The sequence below is a fragment of the Pseudomonas sp. NFACC51 genome (assembly GCF_900103575.1).
In the GTDB taxonomy this organism is placed as follows: domain Bacteria; phylum Pseudomonadota; class Gammaproteobacteria; order Pseudomonadales; family Pseudomonadaceae; genus Aquipseudomonas; species Aquipseudomonas fluorescens_Q.
The window spans coordinates 1-17,035 of the sequence record NZ_FMXH01000013.1 but is presented as its reverse complement, the minus strand read 5'-3'; the positions used below and the strand labels follow the sequence as shown (position 1 = coordinate 17,035).

Here is a 17,035-nt window from a genome sequence, read left to right as displayed (position 1 = left end):
CAACAGAATAAGAGGAGCCCAGAACATAGCCATGAAATTATCGCAAAACAATAATTAATATGTAAAAAACAATAATAGTCGAAGCTTAAGTAGATAGCTGATTGGCAAACTGGCTCACTGCATCGACCACTTTCTTCGCCCCGTCCTGGATCTCGACGATCACCGTTCCCGCCTCGGCTGCCAAGGCCAGGCCGTGTTCGGCCTGGTGCTGGCCGTCGGTCATCAGGGCCACGGCGTTGCGGGCCATGTCCTGGTTCTGACGGACCACGCCAACGATTTCATCGGTCGCCTGGCTGGTACGCGATGCCAGTTGTCGCACTTCATCGGCCACCACCGCAAAGCCGCGACCTTGCTCGCCGGCCCGGGCCGCTTCGATCGCGGCGTTGAGCGCCAGCAGGTTGGTTTGTTCGGCGATGCCGCTGATGGTCTTGACGATGGTACCAATCACCAGGGATTGCTCATTCAGCGCCTCGATGCCTTCACCTGCGGTTTGCATGTGCCGGGCCAGGTCGCGCATCACGTCCACGGCCTGGGTTACCACCGTCGTGCCGCGCTGGGCGCTGTTGTCGGTCTGCAACGAGGTGCTGTAGGCGATGTTGGCCGCCTCGGCGACGGCTTTTTCCTGGTTGACCTGGTCGGTGATGTTGGTGGCGAACTTGACCACTTTGTAAAGCCGCTCATTGGCATCGAGCACCGGGTTGTAGGAGGCTTCCAGCCAGACCTCACGACCACTGCTGTCGATACGCTTGAAGCGGCCGGCCACGAATTCACCACTGTTCAGGCGCTTCCAGAACTGCTCGTAGGCCGCGCCGTTGTATTCCTCAGGTTCACAAAACATGCGGTGATGCTTGCCCTTGATTTGCGCAAGGCTGTAACCCATGGCGTTGAGGAAACGATCATTGGCCGTCAGTACGTGACCGCCCAGATCGAATTCAATCACCGCCGTTGAACGCACCAATGCGCCAATGAGGTTTTCATGCTCGCGGGACGCCTCGATGGTGCGGGTCAGGTCATTGGAGTACATCGAAAAAAAGCGGACCCGCCCGTCAGCCCCTCGTACGGGCTGGAGGATCGAACGCAGCCAGGCTTCCTGGCCATTGCCTCGCAGCAGGCGCACGGCGCCGGAGAAGTGCTCGCCACGGGTCAGCGCCGACTTGAAGCGAACCTGGAACTCATTGGTTTTCAAATACCCAGGGACCAGCTCATCCACAGGCCGGCCAATCAAGTCCTGGCTCTTGTAGCGCATCTCGTCGAGAAAATTCTGATTGACCGATTGAATCCGTCCATCGGCGTCCAGGGTGAGGCCAAGCATTTCGCGATCCAGGCTTTCCTTGACTTGCGCAAGGCTGGACAGTTCTTGGCGAAGAGCCAGTAGCTCCTGCTTCAGGCGGTTGTTGAACATGGGCAGCTCCGACAGCAGGAGAATTGAATGCTGTTCCCTTGCCATCGGCCCGGCGTTTTTTTTCTAAAGAGCACCTCGAGCCCGCAGTGAAAATATTCCAGGACACCCTCGAACCCGATAAGCCTCCCATGGTCACTGGATTGTTCTACTGTTGCGCCTGATCCTTGAAGCCTTTGCCGCCATCAATACCCATAACCATAAAAACGAGGTAATTGCCGTGACCACCGACATCGAAGACAGCCGTTCCGCCCGCTTCGCCTTGCGCTGTTCCAGTTTCGCCGAACGCTGGTTTCCCGACTCCTGGGTCTTCGCCGCGCTGGCGGTGCTGGTGGTCGCCGTGGCGACACAATTTATCGGCGCCACGCCCACGGCGGCGGCCATGGCGTTCGGCGACGGCTTCTGGAGCCTGATCCCGTTCACCATGCAAATGGCCTTCGTGGTGATCGGCGGATACGTGGTCGCCAGTTCTCCACCGGCCGTCAAATTGATTGATCGCCTGGCACGACTTCCGACCAACGGTCGCTCCGCCGTGGCATGGGTGGCGCTGATCTCCATGGTCGCGTCGTTGCTCAACTGGGGCCTGTCGTTGGTGTTTGGCGGTTTGCTGGTGCGCGCCCTCGCCCGGCGCACCGACTTGAAAATGGACTATCGCGCCGCCGGGGCCGCTGCTTACCTGGGCCTGGGCGCAGTGTGGGCCCTGGGTTTGTCTTCTTCGGCAGCGCAATTGCAGGCCAACCCGGCCAGCCTCCCGCCCTCGATCCTGTCGATTACTGGCGTCATTCCCTTTACCCAGACCATTTTTCTCTGGCAGTCCGGGGTCATGTTGCTGGCGCTGATCGTGATTTCCCTGATCGTCGCCTACGCCACCGCTCCCGGGCCGAACAGTGCCCGTGACGCCGCCGCTTGTGGTATCGACCCCAGTTTCAGCATGCCGGCGCTGCAGCCCCGTACCCGCCCAGGGGAATGGCTGGAACACAGTCCACTGTTGATCATCGCCCTGGTGCTGCTGGCGGCCGGCTGGCTGTTCCACGAGTTTTCGACCAAGCCTGCGATCAGTGCCATTTCCGGGCTCAACACCTATAACTTCCTGTTCATCATGCTGGGCGCCTTGCTGCACTGGCGGCCGCGCAGCTTTCTCGACGCCGTGGCCCGTGCAGTGCCGACGACCACCGGCGTGTTGATCCAGTTTCCATTGTACGGCTCGATCGCCGCGTTGCTGACCACGGTCAAAGGCAGCGATGCCCAGACCCTGGCCCACCACATCTCGACCTTTTTCGTACAAATCGCCTCCCATGACACCTACGCCCTGTTGATGGGTGTCTATTCGGCGGTACTGGGCTTTTTCATTCCTTCTGGCGGCGGCAAGTGGATCATTGAAGCGCCTTACGTCATGCAGGTGGCCAACGACCTGAACTATCACCTGGGCTGGGCGGTGCAGATCTATAACGCCGCCGAAGCGCTGCCGAACCTTATCAACCCCTTCTACATGCTGCCGTTGCTCGGGGTTCTGGGGCTGAAGGCCAGGGACCTGATCGGTTTTTCCTTTGTGCAGTTGCTGGTGCATACGCCGTTGGTGCTGGTGCTGCTATGGGCGCTGGGGACGACATTGAGTTATTTGCCGCCAGTGATGCCATAAAGCCATAAAAAAGGGCCGAAATTTCCATCGGCCCACTTCTTCTTCGGCCCGGTCTGTTTCAGTATGGATGCGCCCTGTTTTGAGGGGCCCACACGCTGAAAAGGATCTGAGCATGTCCAAACTCGCCGTACTTTCTTTTGCCGCCCTGGCCTTCAGTGCCGCCGCCCACGCCACCGACATTGACGTACAACTGGGCAGCACCGAACGCGTCACTCGACTCTTCGCCTACCCCAACAACTGCAACGTCATCTGCTTTCGCGACTGGACCCTGGAGCAGACCGTCGAGCACTACCTGACCCAAAGCGTGCAGCGCGACGGCTACGGCACGGCCAAGGTCCACGTCAAAATCGATAATGACAAGGTCTATGCCAGCATCAGTGGCGTACCGAAGAGCTACGGCCAACCGCTCAAGGCCCTGCTTGACGCCGGGGACCTGGCGTACAACGGCGCATCCAAACTCAACAGCGACAAGAAATGGTCCTATAACTGGTACCTGTTCCTGCCGCTGGGCATGGCCCTGGAAAACCGCAAGAGTGTCGAGTTGCTGCACTTCCCGCCGGATTACTCCCTGACCCAGGCCCAGGACTACCTGGAGTCGGCGACCACCGATCGTTGGGCCACACTGCTGACCGTCAACGGCATTGCGGTTGAACAGACGCCGGCCTACCAAACCATCATCGACATTGCGCCCATCGCAGCGCCGTCCAATGCTGGCAGCACACTGGAGGGGCTCTATAGCTACTTCAACGATTACCAAACCACCATGGTCACACAGGTCACTCAAACCGCGAGCGGCGCCGCATTGCCGATGGTCGCCTTCGGAGCGCCCGTTCGGAACTGGATCAAGACTCAGTACGGCCAGACCGTGAATGTGCTCAGCTTGGCGACCATCACAACCGGTAGCGGGGTCAAGGTTCCGGTCCTGGGCTCCAACCATCCGAGCTACATCTGGTACGCCGCCGACAAGGACAACTACGATGGAGACGAAGCCAAGGCTGATGCCGCCGGCCTGAAAGTCATGGGCCAGGACCTGAGTGCTGCATGCTGGCAGGCCGGCATGGGCAGCAAGCCGGGCACCGACCCGAACACCCTGCTGAACCAGTGCACGCAGACCTGGCAGGTCACGCAGAAGGAGAAAACCTGCGAGTTGTTCTACACCTCGGTTCGGAAACTGAACGAGGAAGACGCAGCGAAAAAATGCGAAACATCGGCGATCAAGTCGCAACTTCCGCAACTGAAGGTACCCATGCCGCTGCCAGCCGAGGCGGTCTAAACCTTGAGGCGTTTTCCCGCGTAGGCTGGCGCTGACGCGGGAAAGCGCCTTTGGCACCTGTCAGAGTCGACAGTAGATGACGCCCCCGACTTGGGCGAAGCTATCAAGGTTTTTTCAACGACCGCCGGCAGGATCGCCAGCGCCAGCAAGTCGAGTGTTTAGCACCGACAAGGACTGTCATGACCACGTTCATCACAGATAGCGCCTGTTCACAGCACCGGGATTGCATCTACCCGGAAAAACAACTCAGCACCCGCTTGGGCTACCCCTCGGTGCACGACTTCGAAGTGCATCACACGACCGACGGCCGCGGCAACGGCATCATCGCCCGTAAACCATTCGCTCCCATGACAAGGATGTGCAGGGTTTCGGGGCTGTTGGTGAGCCGACGGCGCCTGCACACGTTGCAGATCCTGCCGGACGTGCACATGTATGACCCACGCTTCGCCGGATTGCTGCTGCATTCCTGCAACCCGAATGTGTTCCTCGACATGAGCGAACTGTGGTTGTGGTCACTGGCCCGTATCGATGAAGGCGACTGCCTGACGATGGACTACGCCAGTACCGAACAGAAACTGTATCGACAGTTCGCCTGCCGGTGCGGTTCGTACAACTGTCATGGCTGGATTACCGGCTATGACGAACCGCCCAATGAACAGGGAATGAAGTTTCTACGGCACTGGCGCCGTCAATGTCACCGCGACTGACGAACCGGACTCAGGGCGCGCCGACCGGCCGCAGCCGATACTGCGGCGGCAGCTGTTCGAAACCGCTGATCGTGGTGTCCAGGCTCTTCCAGCGTCCGTCCTTGATGCCGTAGATGCAGCCATGGATCGACAGTTTCTGCCCGCGGTGCCAGGCGTTCTGCACGATGCTGGTATGGCCGACGTTGGCCACCTGCTGGATCACGTTCAGCTCGCACAAGCGGTCGACACGTTCCTCCTCGGTCGGCAATTGGCCCAAGGCCTCGCGATGCTCGTAGTACAGGTCGCGAATCGAACGCAGCCAGCCGTCGATCAGGCCCAGTTGCCGGTCCTGCATCGAGGCACGCACACCGCCACAGCCATAATGGCCGGTGACCAGGATGTGTTTGACCTTGAGCACGTCCACCGCGTACTGGATCACCGACAGGCAGTTGAGGTCCGTGTGCAACACTACGTTGGCCACATTGCGGTGTACGAACAGATCGCCCGGTAGCATGCCAACGATCTCGTTGGCCGGCACCCGCGCATCGGAACAGCCGATCCACAGGTACTCCGGGGTTTGCTGACGAGCCAGCTTGGAGAAGAAGTCAGGATCTTCCTGCTTGATCGCATCGGCCCAACGCGCGTTGTTATCAATCAGATCTTGTAATTCGTTCATGCTGTCTAGCCTCGATTGAGAGTGCGCAACTATGACAAACGACCGTCGGTCAAGGTCACGTCGGCGATGCATTGGAATTCCTGGATGCACTGCCGGTCGACACCAGTAAGGCCCACAGTATGAGGAATTGCCATGAATGATTCACGACGTCCCTTTGATGCGACGCAACCGGAACCCATTGACGACAATGAGGATCGAATGGGCTCGATGCATGAACTGGAGTTCGACGAAGATGAACCCAGCGCGAAGATCGGTGACGAACTGCCGGAAAACGAACGCGAGCACCTGATGCCTCGCGAACGCGTCCGAGAAGCCGGGATGACCGGGGCTTCGACGGATGATCACGAATCGACCGACGACGACATGAGCCCGGGAACCCTCATTCGCGAAGACGGCGCCCGGGACGCCCACGAGGCCGGGGACGACGAACAGGCGGACTGGGACCTGAGCGTGGTGGGTGAAAATGATATTGGCGGGGGCGACGGGCTGGACGAAGCGGAAATGGCCGATATCGATCCGCTGGATGGCAAGCGTTGACCTGAACCTGTGGGAGCGAGCTTGCTCGCGATAGCGGTGGATCAGTTTGCATCGATGTCGAATGTACCGCCGTCTTCGCGAGCAAGCTCGCTCCCACAGGGGATCGCGGTGCTTCAGTCCACCAACGTGCAGGCCATGACCACCGCATCCTCACGCCCGCCCACCGCCGGGTAGTAATCCCGGCGCCGGCCCACTTCATTGAAGCCATAGCGCTCATACAGCCGGAACGCCGTGCGGTTGCTGTCTCGCACTTCCAGGAAGCACTCTCGGGCCTCGGCCTTGTAGGCAATCGACATCAAGTGCTCCAACAGGCGCAAACCCAGGCCACGGCCCTGGTTTTCCGGTTTGATGGTGATATTGAGCAGGTGCGCCTCATCCAGGATGATCTGCACCACGCCATGGCCCACTTGCTGCTGGCCTTCGAACATCAGCCAGATCTGGTATTTGCCCAACCCGTCGAGAAAGATTCCCCGGGTCCAGGGGTGGCTGTAAGCGGCGTATTCGATTTTCAGTACAGCGTCGAGGTCCGCCTCGGTCATCGGGCGGAACGATACAGCGTCACTCATTCGATTCTTTCCAGCGCGCCATCAGCCGGCGCATGGCTTGCCAGACATCAGCCTTGCGCTGTGGCGTTTCCATTAACAGTTCCAACCCGGGCAACGCCCAGGCCGAGCCCAGGCCTTCGACCTGCAGTTCGCGATTGAACGCTTCGGCATCCGCCTCGCCGGCAAACTTCACCGCCGGCAGGCCGATCAGCCACAGGCACACGCAGGGCTCGTCTTCGAGCCGCGCTGAAACGAAGCCCTGGACGAAATCCCGCGCCGCTTCGGGCCCCTGGTCCATGGTGCCGCGCGACAACAGCGGCCAGCGCACCGGCTCGCCAATGATCTGCGGGCTATCCGGCAGACCGGCGGCGCGCAGCATGTCCTTGAGCAGCAAGTAGGCTGGATCGCGGCTTTGGAACGGCTCGCCCGTGGGCAACTCCACCAACAGCAGGCAACGCCCGGCCCGCAGCAGTTGCAGGGCGAAACGCGGCGGCGCGACGTAGGGGGCCTTGGGCGGCGCCTCGACAACCTCTTCCACCGGCTTGGCGTTGGTACGGGTCGAGGCCAGGCTCGGGCGTGGCACTTCGATTTTTGGCCGCTCGGGCGCTGGCGCTGGCGGCTCGGCGACCGCCTTGGCCATAGGCGCCGTCACGGCCGGCGCGATGTACTCGGGCTCGGGCGCTTCCAACAGCTCGGGCCGCGACGGGGCGGCGAACGGCAATTCGGTACGCGGCAGCCAGTTGACCACCTGCATGGCGGTCAGATAGGCGCGGCGGCGGGACTCGATAAGCAAGGGTCGGCCACTTGTGGATAACTGAAAGTGGGAGGGATTCTACCGCCCTTCGAGGCGGATCGCTTCCCTGTTGAGCCAATAGTTGATCGATAGCAAACGACAGTCCGTCCAAGGGGTGAATCGCAACCGGCCCGATGCAGTACAATCGCCGCTTTTAATTGCCAACCCGACGGCCATTGCGATGATCGAACCCAAGCGCGTCTTGCGCGCCCTCGCTGAACACTGGGCATTGCTGGAACCTTTGTGCGAGCACTTCGACCAGGGCACCCTGAGCCTCAACGAATTGCGTTCACAGCTGGCCGCCCAACAACTGGACAGCACGCCCCAGGACATCACCAGCCTGCTGGATGTGTGGATCCGCCTGGACATTCTCGTACCGGTGGCGAAAAGCCCGAACCGCTTCGAGCTCAACGCCCAGATCCATGACTTCCTCGCCTACCTGCGCCGCGAACACCGCCTGGGCCTGTGCCTGGAGATCGAAGCCTACCTGCGCCACCTCGAGCGCCTGGCCGGCTATATCCAGGACGCCTTCGACATTCGCGACGGCAACGACCTGGCCCGCCAACTGCGCCTGCTGGACATGCGCGTGCGCGACGTGCTCAAGAAACTCGCCAACGACGAACAGGCCCTGGTGGCCGTGGCCGAGCGGGCCAAGACCAGCGACCGGCAGATCCCGCTGCGCCAGCGTTATGCCGAAGTGCTGGCGACCTGGGACGAATACGTCGAACCGATGATCCAACTGGTGAACGCCGACGGCGCCTTCGAGCAAGGCGTGCGCAAGGTCGAGAACGTGCTGTTGCGCATGCTCACCGAACAGCAACGCCTCGGCCACCTGGTGGACGACGACATGCTGCTGCGCACCCACGCGCGCATCCTCGAAATGCAGACCAGCGCCCAACTGACCCTACGCCATGCCCGTGAACTGCTCCTGCCACTGCGCGAAGAGGCCCGCCGCCATAACGCGGTGACCCGTGGCGCCGCGTTGGCCCTGGCCGCCATTCGTCGCAAAGGCATCGACGCCGTGCCGCAGGCCGCCATGCCGCTGTTTACCCGGCCGCAAAGCACCTTCCTGGGCAGCGCCAGCCAGGTCGAAGCCTACGTCTATGCCCTGGCCCGTTTCGAACCGAAACCAGCGCGTTTCCCCAAGTCCCACAAGACCCACAAGGGCGGCGAGGCGCCGCGCGCACCACGCACCGTGCGCGAGATGGTCGAGCGCTGCGAAGACGCGTTGCCAATGCCGGACCTGATGACCTGGCTGCTGGAGCAGGAACCGGACGGCGCCACCGACGAACTGCTGTACTGGTTCTCGCGCCTGTCGCGGGAAAAACGTTTCAAGCGCGAGCGTCTGGAACGCCGCGACTATCACACTCACGAGCATCAGGTCAGCCTGCGCTCCTTCGCCCTGCTCTCGGCCGGCGACACCGCCGCCGAGGATTCTGCGAGCATCCCCCATGCATCTTGATCTATCCGAACTGTCCCAGCTGGCGCCGATCTTTCGCGAGCTGTTCAAGGGTTACCACGTCAGCCGCCGCGACCCGGAGCTGTACGCGCAACTGTCGAACTTCCAGGACCAGTACCGCACGCTGTTCAAGGCCTTGGGCTTCGAACTGGTGTGCGACACCCGTGGCTTCTATTACTTCGTGCCGGACCTGGCCGCCGCGGCGGTGAACAAGACCGCCCAGCGCCTAGCCCTGTTCACCTTTATCCTGGTCGAGCACCTGGCCGACCAGGGCCGCGACCCGATTGCCGTGCTCGACGGCGGCAGCCTGGGCCGCGATGAGCTGCCTTCGCTGCTGGAAAAGTACCGCGACCTGTTCATCCAGGCCGAAGTCCAGACCCAGGAAGAACTGGAAGAGAAAATCATGCGGCGCATGACCCAACTGGGTTTCGCCAGCGAAGACAACGGCGTGTACCGCTTCCTGCCGCCGATGCATCGCTTCCTCGACGTGTGCCTGTCGGTCCAGCAGGACCGCGACCTGGCCGCCAGCCTGCACAGTGTGCTGCCGCTGCCCGCGCCGGTGCTGATCGACGAAGACAGCGACGAGAAACTGCTACAGACCGATGATCCGCTGGACCTCAGCGAATTCGAAGGTGAAAGCGAAGAAGACGCACTGGCCCGTGCCATTGCCGAAGAACAGGAGACCGACGCATGAGCAAGGAACGCTACGGCATCCGCCGCTTTGCCCTTTTGAATACCGCCGGCTACAGCCTCGGTTTGTTCCCGCTGGAAGAGCCGCTGTCGGTCTATGGCGCGAACAACCTCGGTAAATCCGCCTCGATCAACGCCTTGCAGTTCCCGATCCTGGCGCGCATGTCGGACATGAGCTTCGGCAAGTACAGCCTGGAACAGTCCCGACGTTTCTACTTTGCCTCGGACACCAGCTACATCCTGGTGGAAGTCGCCCTGCCCCACGGCCCGCACGTGATTGGCGTGGTCGGTCGCGGCCCTGGCGGCGGTTTCGGTCATCAGTTCTTTGCCTATGCCGGCAAGCTGGACTTGGCCCACTATCAGAAAAATGACACCTGCCTGCGTCAGAAAGAGTTATTCACCAACCTGGAACGCGAAGGCCTGAAAGCCTACGAACTCAAGCCGGATGAGCTGCGGCGGCTGTTGGTAGGCGGTCATACGTCCATTCCGCTGGACCTGACGCTGATCCCGCTGCGCTCCACCAGCGAGCAAAGCCTCAAGACCTTCCGCGCGCTGTTCATCAACCTGCTGCACATGCGCGAAATCACTGCGGCCAAGCTCAAGCAACTGTTCCTCGACGCGTTCGAGCACAGCCTGCGCTCCGGAAGCGTGGACTACATCGCCGCGTGCGAAGAAGCCTTCCGCGACGTACGACGCATGGAGCAGGACTACAACTCCCTGGTCGCCGCCGGCCCGTTGGTGGAAGCCCTGGCCAATGGCGTGAAGCAGCGCGACATTCTGCGCGGCAAACTGCATCGCCTATCGCCATTGCTCGACTCGTTGCTCGGCACCTGGTCGGACTACGCCAGTGCGCGCAAGGAAGAGCTGACCATCCAGGCCGAACACTACCGCAACGAACAGGATTCGCTGCAGAACGACCAGCGCGGCGGCACCCAGGAGCTGATGCGCCTGGAACGGGAAATCAGCGGCATCCAGCGCTGGCTCGGCGAGCTGTCGGTGCTCAAGCATCGCTTTGCCCTGGTGGATGACGTCAAGGTCCTGGAGCAGCAACTGCTCGCCGCCAAGGACGCCCACGACGAACTGGCCGGCGCCCTGGCCCAGTCCCGGCAATTCAGCGCCGAAGACTTGGAAGAGCGTCTGCGGGATCTGGAAAAACGCCTGAAGTCGGTCAAGCAGCAACTCGATCACGCCGACAACAACAGCTACGCCCGCCTGCGGGAAGAGTTCTCGCAGCAGGACGTCGAACGCCTGATGCGCCTGTTCAACAGCGCCCTGTTCAGCCTGCCATTGGGCGAACACGGCATCGCGCTGGACGAGAATGGCGAGTGGGTCAAATCCATGGAGCTGATCCTCGACGGCTTCAAGGGCGAGCGTTTTGAAGTGCCGGGCCTGTCCATCGACCTGTCCCACATCGAGCCACCTGCCCTGCAAGCCCTGGCCGACCGTGCAGCCTTGCGCGACCAGAAAGAACGCCTGGAAAAAGAACTCAAGCAGCTCAAGACCCAGCAAGCCGTGGCCGCCGACCGCGCCGCGAGCAAGACCCAGACCGAAGCGCTGTACCAGCAGGTCCTGGATGCGCAAAAAGCCCTGGAAGACTTCCGCCGTACCCAGACCTTGAGCGCCGAGGAAAGCGAGAAGCTCGAACAGCTGGCGCAAATGGAAGCCGCCCAGGACGAACTCAAGCGCTCCAGCGATGCCTTCACCGAGCGCGTCCAGCAGTTGTCCGCCAAGTTGCAGTTGGTGGGCCGGCAGATCGCCGACATGGAAGCCAAGCAACGCACCCTCGACGACGCCCTGCGCCGCCGCCAACTGCTGCCGGCGGACCTGCCGTTCGGCACGCCGTTCATGGACCCGGTCGACGATTCCATGGACAACCTGCTGCCGCTGCTCAATGACTACCAGGACAGCTGGCAAGGGCTGCTGCGGGTCGACGGCCAGATCGAAGCGCTGTATGCCCAGGTGCGCCTCAAGGGCGTGGCCAAGTTCGACAGCGAAGACGACATGGAGCGACGCCTGCAACTGCTGATCAACGCCTATGCCCACCGCACCGACGAAGCCCTGACCCTGGGCAAGGCGCGCCGTGCGGCGGTGACCGACATCGCCCGGACCCTGCGCAACATCCGCAGCGACTACGACAGCCTCGAGCACCAACTGGCGTTGTTCAACCGCGAAATCAACAAGCGCCAGGTGTCCAACCTGCAGAGCTTCCGCATCGTCCTGGCGCCGAACAAGGAAGCGCTCAAGCACATCGACCAGATCATCCACAGTGCCGGCCAGTACGAGGAAGGCGAGACGCTGTCGGTGTTCGACCTCAGCCAGAGCGCCGAGCAGGACAACAAGAACGAAGAAGCCAAGGAGTACCTGGCGCGGCTGGTGGCGGCGAACCACAACCAGCTCGGCCTCAAGGACCTGTTCGAACTCGCGTTCGAGATCACCAAGGTCAATGGTCAGCCCGTGATCCACACCGACATCGACGGCGCGGCGTCCAACGGCACTACCATGACCATCAAGGCGCTGACCAACATGTACTTGTTGCTGCACCTGATGGACCGCGAACAGGCCGGCCGCGTGCGCCTGCCGTACTACCTCGACGAAGCGGCGGACATCGACGAGAAGAACCAGGCGGCACTGCTGGAAACCAGTCTGCAACTGGGCTTCGTGCCGATCCTCGCCAGTGTGAAGCCGCAAGTCTGCGCCAGTGTCGCCATCGACTTGGAAGGCGGCAGCGGGCCGAACGGCATCTACATAGACGAAGCGGACTGGAAATACATCCGTCGTCACGATGCGGTGAAGGCCACGGTGAATGTCCAGGCCGACGAGCCGGAGCTGGATCCGGTGTGATGTGAGACACGGGCATGAAAAAGGCCGCGATCTAATGGATCGCGGCCTTTTTCATGGTTAATACATAATCTGTGGCGAGGGAGCATGCTCCCGCTCGGCTGCGCAGCAGCCGCTGGCTTTAGGACCGCTACGCGGTCCAGCGGGAGCAAGCTCCCTCGCCACGGGTATTACCGACCATTATGCTTACTTGCCGAGACTGATCTTTGGCGCCCAGGTCAGCCATTCATCTTCAAACTTATCGAACAACGGGAAAGTCTGCTCCGGTCGAGCCGGATTGCCCATTCGTTCGCCATCCGGCGTTGCGAACGCAATGCCACCCTGGATAAGCGTTTCAAGGGACTCGGTTCGCACCGTCGCGCCCTTGAACAGCCCGAAGTCCAGACCGAAGCCACTGCTATTCCAGAAACGCGTGCCGCTGCGCACCAGCGGCGCGTACTTGGGCTCGATCAGGATATGGATCAACACCCGGTCCGCGGTCTGGCCCAGTTCATAACCCGTGACCTTGCCCACCGTAATCTCGCGGTAGGTCACCGGTACGCCGATCTTCAACGAACCTCGGCGGGCCGCGCTCAGCACCAGGCTCAATCCCGCTTCGGGCACAGCGCTTTGCGGTGGGTTGGCCAGGGCCACGAAGTTTTTCTGCGGCCCGAGGTTTTTCGCCGAAGGCTGCACTTCAATGTATTGGCCGGTGACCAGCGTTTCCAGGTTGGAGGTCTTCATCAACCCCAACTCCGGCTTGACCACCCAGAACTGGGACCCGACCCGGGCGATGCGCTCGGGCACTTCGGTGATACGCGCCGTGAGCAGCACCGATTGCATATCGGCACTGAGATCAACATCCTCGACCTTGCCCACATCCAATCCTTTGAATCGGATCGGTGTACCACTGCGCAAACCATCGGCGCGATCGACCTTGATCGTGACCTCAGTGCCTCGCTGTTGTGCGGCTTCGTGATCGGCGAACAGGCGGAAACGCGGAATACGTCTTTTCAGCGGCACATTCGGTTCCGGCGTTTCAAAGGCAATCCCGCCGGCCATCAGGCTTTGCAGGGACTCGCTCTTGACCTGGATCCCGCCGGTCAAACCGCCCGTGAGGGTGATCCCACTGGCGTTCCAGAACCGGGTCGAGCCGTTGACCAGCCCTTCGTACTCCTTCTCGATGTGCACACCGATGATCAGTTGTTTCTTCTTGCGGGAGAACTGATAGCTCTGCACCGACCCGACCTTGACCTGCTTGTAGAGGATCGGACTGCCGACCTCCAGCGATCCGAGGTTTTCGGTCAGCAGGACCAAATGCAGCCCCGGGGAACGCAAGTCCAGCGGTGGAGCTTTTGCCCGAGCTTCGAACTCGCGTTGCGGCGCGCCGCCCTTGTCACCCGGACGCACGGCAATGTAATTGCCCTTGACCAAGGCTTCCAGGCCGGTGATACCCGCCAGGGAGATGGATGGCTTGACGACCCAGAACTGCGTGCCGGTTACCAGGTAATCTTCGGCCAAGGGGTCCAGGGTCAATTCAGCCGTGGCGCTGGCCAGGTCCGAATCGACCTTGAGGTTCTTCAGGCTGCCGACCTGGATACCTTTGTACATGACCGGCGTACGACCAGCCTGCAACCCTTCGAAATCGCTGAGTTTGACTTTCACTCGAATGCCCGCCGCAGCGGCGTCAAAGTCTTCGTAAAGACGGAACGGCAGGCTTGGGTCCGTCGGCGGGCTGTCCTTGCGGCTTTCCGGCGTGGCGAAGGCAATCCCTCCGGCCACGATGCTGGCCAGGGACTCGCTGCGCACTTTGACGCCCGAGAGGTTGGCATCGATGCTGATGCCACTGGCGTTCCAGAAACGCGTGTGTTTGCGCACCAGGCTGGCATAGGTCGGCTCGATGAAGATTTTGATCTCGACCTTGCTCTGATCCTCGGACAGCAGGTAACTCTTCACCTGACCGACCTGAATCTGTTTGTAGAACACCGGGCTGCCACGGTTCAGCGAACCCAGCCGATCAGCCTTGAGGGTCAGGTGCAAACCCGGCTTGGCGTCCGACAGCGGCGGCTCTTCGGCCAGGGCCTTGAACTTACGGGTCGACTCCCCTTCACCTGGGCTGATAGCCACATAGTTACCCGATACCAGGGTTTCCAGACCCGTGATCCCGGCCAGGCTCACGCTCGGCTTGACCAGCCAGAAACGTGTTCCGGTCTTGAGGTATTGCTCGACGTCCTTGTTCATCTCGATGGTCGCGACCACTCCCTTGGAGTTGCCTTCGTCATCGAGGGTAAGGGCCGTCACTTTGCCGACCGTCATCCCTTTGTAAACGACTTCGGTTTTGTTGACCTGAATGCCCTCTCCGCTCTCAAAGCGCACGTTGATCTCGATTCCGGTTTCGTTATAAGCCCGCCAGCCAAGCCAGCCGCCGATGATCAAGGCAATCAACGGCAGGACCCAGATGGCCGACCAGTTCGAAGCCGGTCGAGTTTTAGCGGTAGGCAAATCAGTCATGGTCGTCATCCGACTCCGTGTTATCCCAAATCAGTCGGGGATCGAAGGTTACTGCGGCAATCATTGTCAAAATCACTACGCTGGCGAAAGCGATCGCGCCGAGACCGGCTTCAACACTGGCGAGCCGTCCGAAATTCACCACGGCCACCAAAATGGCGATCACGAAAATATCCAGCATCGACCAGCGGCCAATGAACTCGATGAAACGGTACATAAGGATGCGTTGCTGCGCCGACATAGGCTGATGCCGCTGCACGGAAAACAACAACAAGGCGATGCCCACCAGTTTGAAAGTGGGTACAACGATGCTGGCGATGAACACCACGGCGGCAATAGGAATCATGCCGTGTTGAACCAGCTCGATGACGCCAGCCATGATGGTGCTCGGGGCGCCCTGGCCCAGCGAGTTGATAGTCATGATCGGCAACATGTTGGCCGGAATATAAAGAATCGCGGCCGTGATCAATAACGCCCAGGTCCGCATCAAGCTGTTCGGGCGACGGGGGTGAACCAGCGCGCCGCAGCGAGTACAGGTTTGGTTGTCGACCTCAGCATCCTGCCGATTCAACTCGTGGCACTCCGTACAGATCAGAATCCCTGCATCAATCGCCCGCATGGGCATCTTCTCCTGATAACGCCTGCCAGATCTGATGGGGTGACATCACCACCTCCAGCCAGACCTGGACCAGCAACAAACTGATGAAGCACACCAGGCCAAGGCCTACAGTGATGGCCGCCATGTCTGCCAACTTGACGATGGCCACCAACACGCCCATGAGGTAGACCTCAAGCATCCCCCAGTCTCGTAGATGGTGATAAATGCGATACAGCAACAAACCGTAACTACGGCCAAAGTCCAAGCGAATGGACAACAGCACCACCAACTGACAGAGCAACTTGAGCAGCGGAATGCCCATGCTGCACAGGAACACCACTGCCGCGATGCCTTGCATGCCGGTATCAAACAGACCGACCACCCCACTCCAAACGGTGTCCTGGGAGGACTGCCCAAGCAGATTGAGCTCCATGATGGGTAAGAAGTTGGCCGGCACATATAACAGCAGGGCCGCGATAACCAAGGCAAGGCTGCGTTCAACTACATTGTGCCGGTGAGCATAGAGCTCATAACCACAACGGGGGCACTCGGCTTTTTCACCATGGGCCAGTCGAGGCTTGCGCATCAACAGGTCGCACTCATGACACGCAACCAAATCGCCCAGAGGAAGATCTGGCAACCTATCAGTGTCTGACGGATCGGGCATAAACAGCTCAGGCTCAGCTAAGGTGGGACTATTCTAGTGCTCCAGCTCGAAAATAACTGTGCAAATTTATTACGAGCGTTCGCAGACTTTTATGATGGGCAAAACAAAACCCCTACCTGCATCAGCAGATAGGGGTTTCGGAATTTAATCTTGACGATGACCTACTCTCACATGGGGAAACCCCACACTACCATCGGCGATGCATCGTTTCACTTCTGAGTTCGGGATGGGATCAGGTGGTTCCAATGCTCTATGGTCGTCAAGAAATTCGGTAGCCAGCGCGTGCCTTGCGGTCACGTTCCAGCGAATGGGTATGCGATAGTTTGTGTGTTGCTGTCGAGTCTCTCGAACTTTCGGTTCGTTTCGTCTTCACACACCGCAATCTGGTCTCTTTCGCCTTTTGGCTTGGAGCATACAAATTGCTTGGGTGTTATATGGTCAAGCCTCACGGGCAATTAGTACAGGTTAGCTCAACGCCTCACAGCGCTTACACACCCTGCCTATCAACGTCGTAGTCTTCGACGGCCCTTCAGGGGACTCAAGGTCCCAGTGAGATCTCATCTTGAGGCAAGTTTCCCGCTTAGATGCTTTCAGCGGTTATCTTTTCCGAACATAGCTACCCGGCAATGCCACTGGCGTGACAACCGGAACACCAGAGGTTCGTCCACTCCGGTCCTCTCGTACTAGGAGCAGCCCCTCTCAAATCTCAAACGTCCACGGCAGATAGGGACCGAACTGTCTCACGACG

The 17,035-nt window shown here is 60.3% G+C and carries 13 protein-coding genes, 2 rRNA genes and 2 pseudogenes; 7 read left to right on the top strand and 10 right to left on the bottom strand.

All coding sequences use genetic code 11. The annotated features are described in order from the left end of the window. Window positions 1-85: 85 nt before the first annotated feature. Window positions 86-517, bottom strand: a pseudogene (locus BLT00_RS32595) (methyl-accepting chemotaxis protein); the annotation flags it as partial. Window positions 518-625: 108 nt separating this feature from the next. Further along, window positions 626-1,312, bottom strand: a pseudogene (locus BLT00_RS32590) (PAS domain-containing protein); the annotation flags it as partial. A gap of 307 nt (window positions 1,313-1,619) precedes the next feature. On the opposite strand from BLT00_RS32590, the gene BLT00_RS22670 reads away from it, so the two are divergent. The 3 genes from BLT00_RS22670 to BLT00_RS22660 all read left to right on the top strand — a co-directional run bounded on the left by BLT00_RS22670 (window position 1,620) and on the right by BLT00_RS22660 (window position 5,018). Next, window positions 1,620-3,038 carry a short-chain fatty acid transporter gene (locus BLT00_RS22670; protein ID WP_092149685.1) on the top strand — a complete coding sequence of 473 codons (1,419 nt, stop codon included), beginning with the start codon at window positions 1,620-1,622 and terminating at the stop codon, window positions 3,036-3,038. A gap of 112 nt (window positions 3,039-3,150) precedes the next feature. Then, window positions 3,151-4,311 carry a hypothetical protein gene (locus BLT00_RS22665; RefSeq protein WP_092149662.1) on the top strand — a complete coding sequence of 387 codons (1,161 nt, stop codon included), beginning with the start codon at window positions 3,151-3,153 and terminating at the stop codon, window positions 4,309-4,311. A gap of 179 nt (window positions 4,312-4,490) precedes the next feature. Then, on the top strand, window positions 4,491-5,018 hold the full coding sequence (locus BLT00_RS22660; protein WP_072344566.1) for an SET domain-containing protein: 528 nt from the start codon (window positions 4,491-4,493) through the stop codon (window positions 5,016-5,018). 10 nt (window positions 5,019-5,028) lie between these two features. On the opposite strand, the gene can is transcribed toward BLT00_RS22660, so the two are convergent. Further along, complete coding sequence (gene can, locus BLT00_RS22655) at window positions 5,029-5,673, bottom strand: carbonate dehydratase (RefSeq protein WP_058546018.1); 645 nt, start codon at window positions 5,671-5,673, stop codon at window positions 5,029-5,031. Between the two features lie 132 nt (window positions 5,674-5,805). Between can and BLT00_RS22650 the strand changes: the two genes are divergently transcribed. Beyond that, the gene (locus BLT00_RS22650) at window positions 5,806-6,210 is read left to right on the top strand and encodes a serine kinase/phosphatase (protein WP_092149665.1); all 405 of its coding nucleotides are present in this window, start codon (window positions 5,806-5,808) and stop codon (window positions 6,208-6,210) included. A 113-nt stretch (window positions 6,211-6,323) separates the two neighbouring features. Here the strand turns inward: BLT00_RS22650 and rimI are convergent, their stop codons facing one another. Further along, entirely contained in the window at window positions 6,324-6,776 is a 453-nt protein-coding gene (gene rimI / locus BLT00_RS22645) for a ribosomal protein S18-alanine N-acetyltransferase (protein WP_092149667.1), read from the bottom strand. Then, window positions 6,769-7,548 carry an energy transducer TonB gene (locus tag BLT00_RS22640; protein WP_092149670.1) on the bottom strand — a complete coding sequence of 260 codons (780 nt, stop codon included), beginning with the start codon at window positions 7,546-7,548 and terminating at the stop codon, window positions 6,769-6,771. The genes rimI and BLT00_RS22640 overlap by 8 nt, the downstream gene beginning before the upstream one ends. Window positions 7,549-7,729: 181 nt before the next feature. On the opposite strand from BLT00_RS22640, the gene mksB reads away from it, so the two are divergent. The 3 genes from mksB to mksF are packed head-to-tail and all read left to right on the top strand — an operon-like array spanning window position 7,730 to window position 12,538. Beyond that, window positions 7,730-9,010 (top strand): Mks condensin complex protein MksB, encoded by a 1,281-nt coding sequence (gene mksB, locus BLT00_RS22635; RefSeq protein ID WP_063325220.1) that lies wholly within the window; start codon window positions 7,730-7,732, stop codon window positions 9,008-9,010. Then, window positions 9,000-9,701: an Mks condensin complex protein MksE gene (mksE, locus tag BLT00_RS22630; protein ID WP_063324364.1), complete on the top strand. Its 702-nt coding sequence runs from the start codon at window positions 9,000-9,002 to the stop codon at window positions 9,699-9,701. The genes mksB and mksE overlap by 11 nt, the downstream gene beginning before the upstream one ends. Next, the gene (mksF, locus tag BLT00_RS22625; protein WP_092149673.1) at window positions 9,698-12,538 is read left to right on the top strand and encodes an Mks condensin complex protein MksF; all 2,841 of its coding nucleotides are present in this window, start codon (window positions 9,698-9,700) and stop codon (window positions 12,536-12,538) included. Before mksE ends, mksF begins: the two co-directional genes overlap by 4 nt. Window positions 12,539-12,721: 183 nt before the next feature. On the opposite strand, the gene BLT00_RS22620 is transcribed toward mksF, so the two are convergent. From BLT00_RS22620 to BLT00_RS22600, 5 genes are all read right to left on the bottom strand, one after another. Continuing rightward, on the bottom strand, window positions 12,722-15,025 hold the full coding sequence (locus BLT00_RS22620) for a PqiB family protein (protein ID WP_092149688.1): 2,304 nt from the start codon (window positions 15,023-15,025) through the stop codon (window positions 12,722-12,724). After that, window positions 15,018-15,641 carry a paraquat-inducible protein A gene (locus BLT00_RS22615; protein ID WP_063324362.1) on the bottom strand — a complete coding sequence of 208 codons (624 nt, stop codon included), beginning with the start codon at window positions 15,639-15,641 and terminating at the stop codon, window positions 15,018-15,020. The genes BLT00_RS22620 and BLT00_RS22615 overlap by 8 nt, the downstream gene beginning before the upstream one ends. Then, a complete protein-coding gene (locus tag BLT00_RS22610; protein ID WP_092149676.1) occupies window positions 15,628-16,287 on the bottom strand; it encodes a paraquat-inducible protein A in 660 nt (219 codons plus the stop codon). Before BLT00_RS22610 ends, BLT00_RS22615 begins: the two co-directional genes overlap by 14 nt. Window positions 16,288-16,435: 148 nt before the next feature. After that, window positions 16,436-16,551 (bottom strand): 5S ribosomal RNA (gene rrf, locus BLT00_RS22605). Between the two features lie 170 nt (window positions 16,552-16,721). Then, window positions 16,722-17,035: ribosomal RNA gene (locus BLT00_RS22600) — 23S ribosomal RNA — on the bottom strand; the annotation flags it as partial.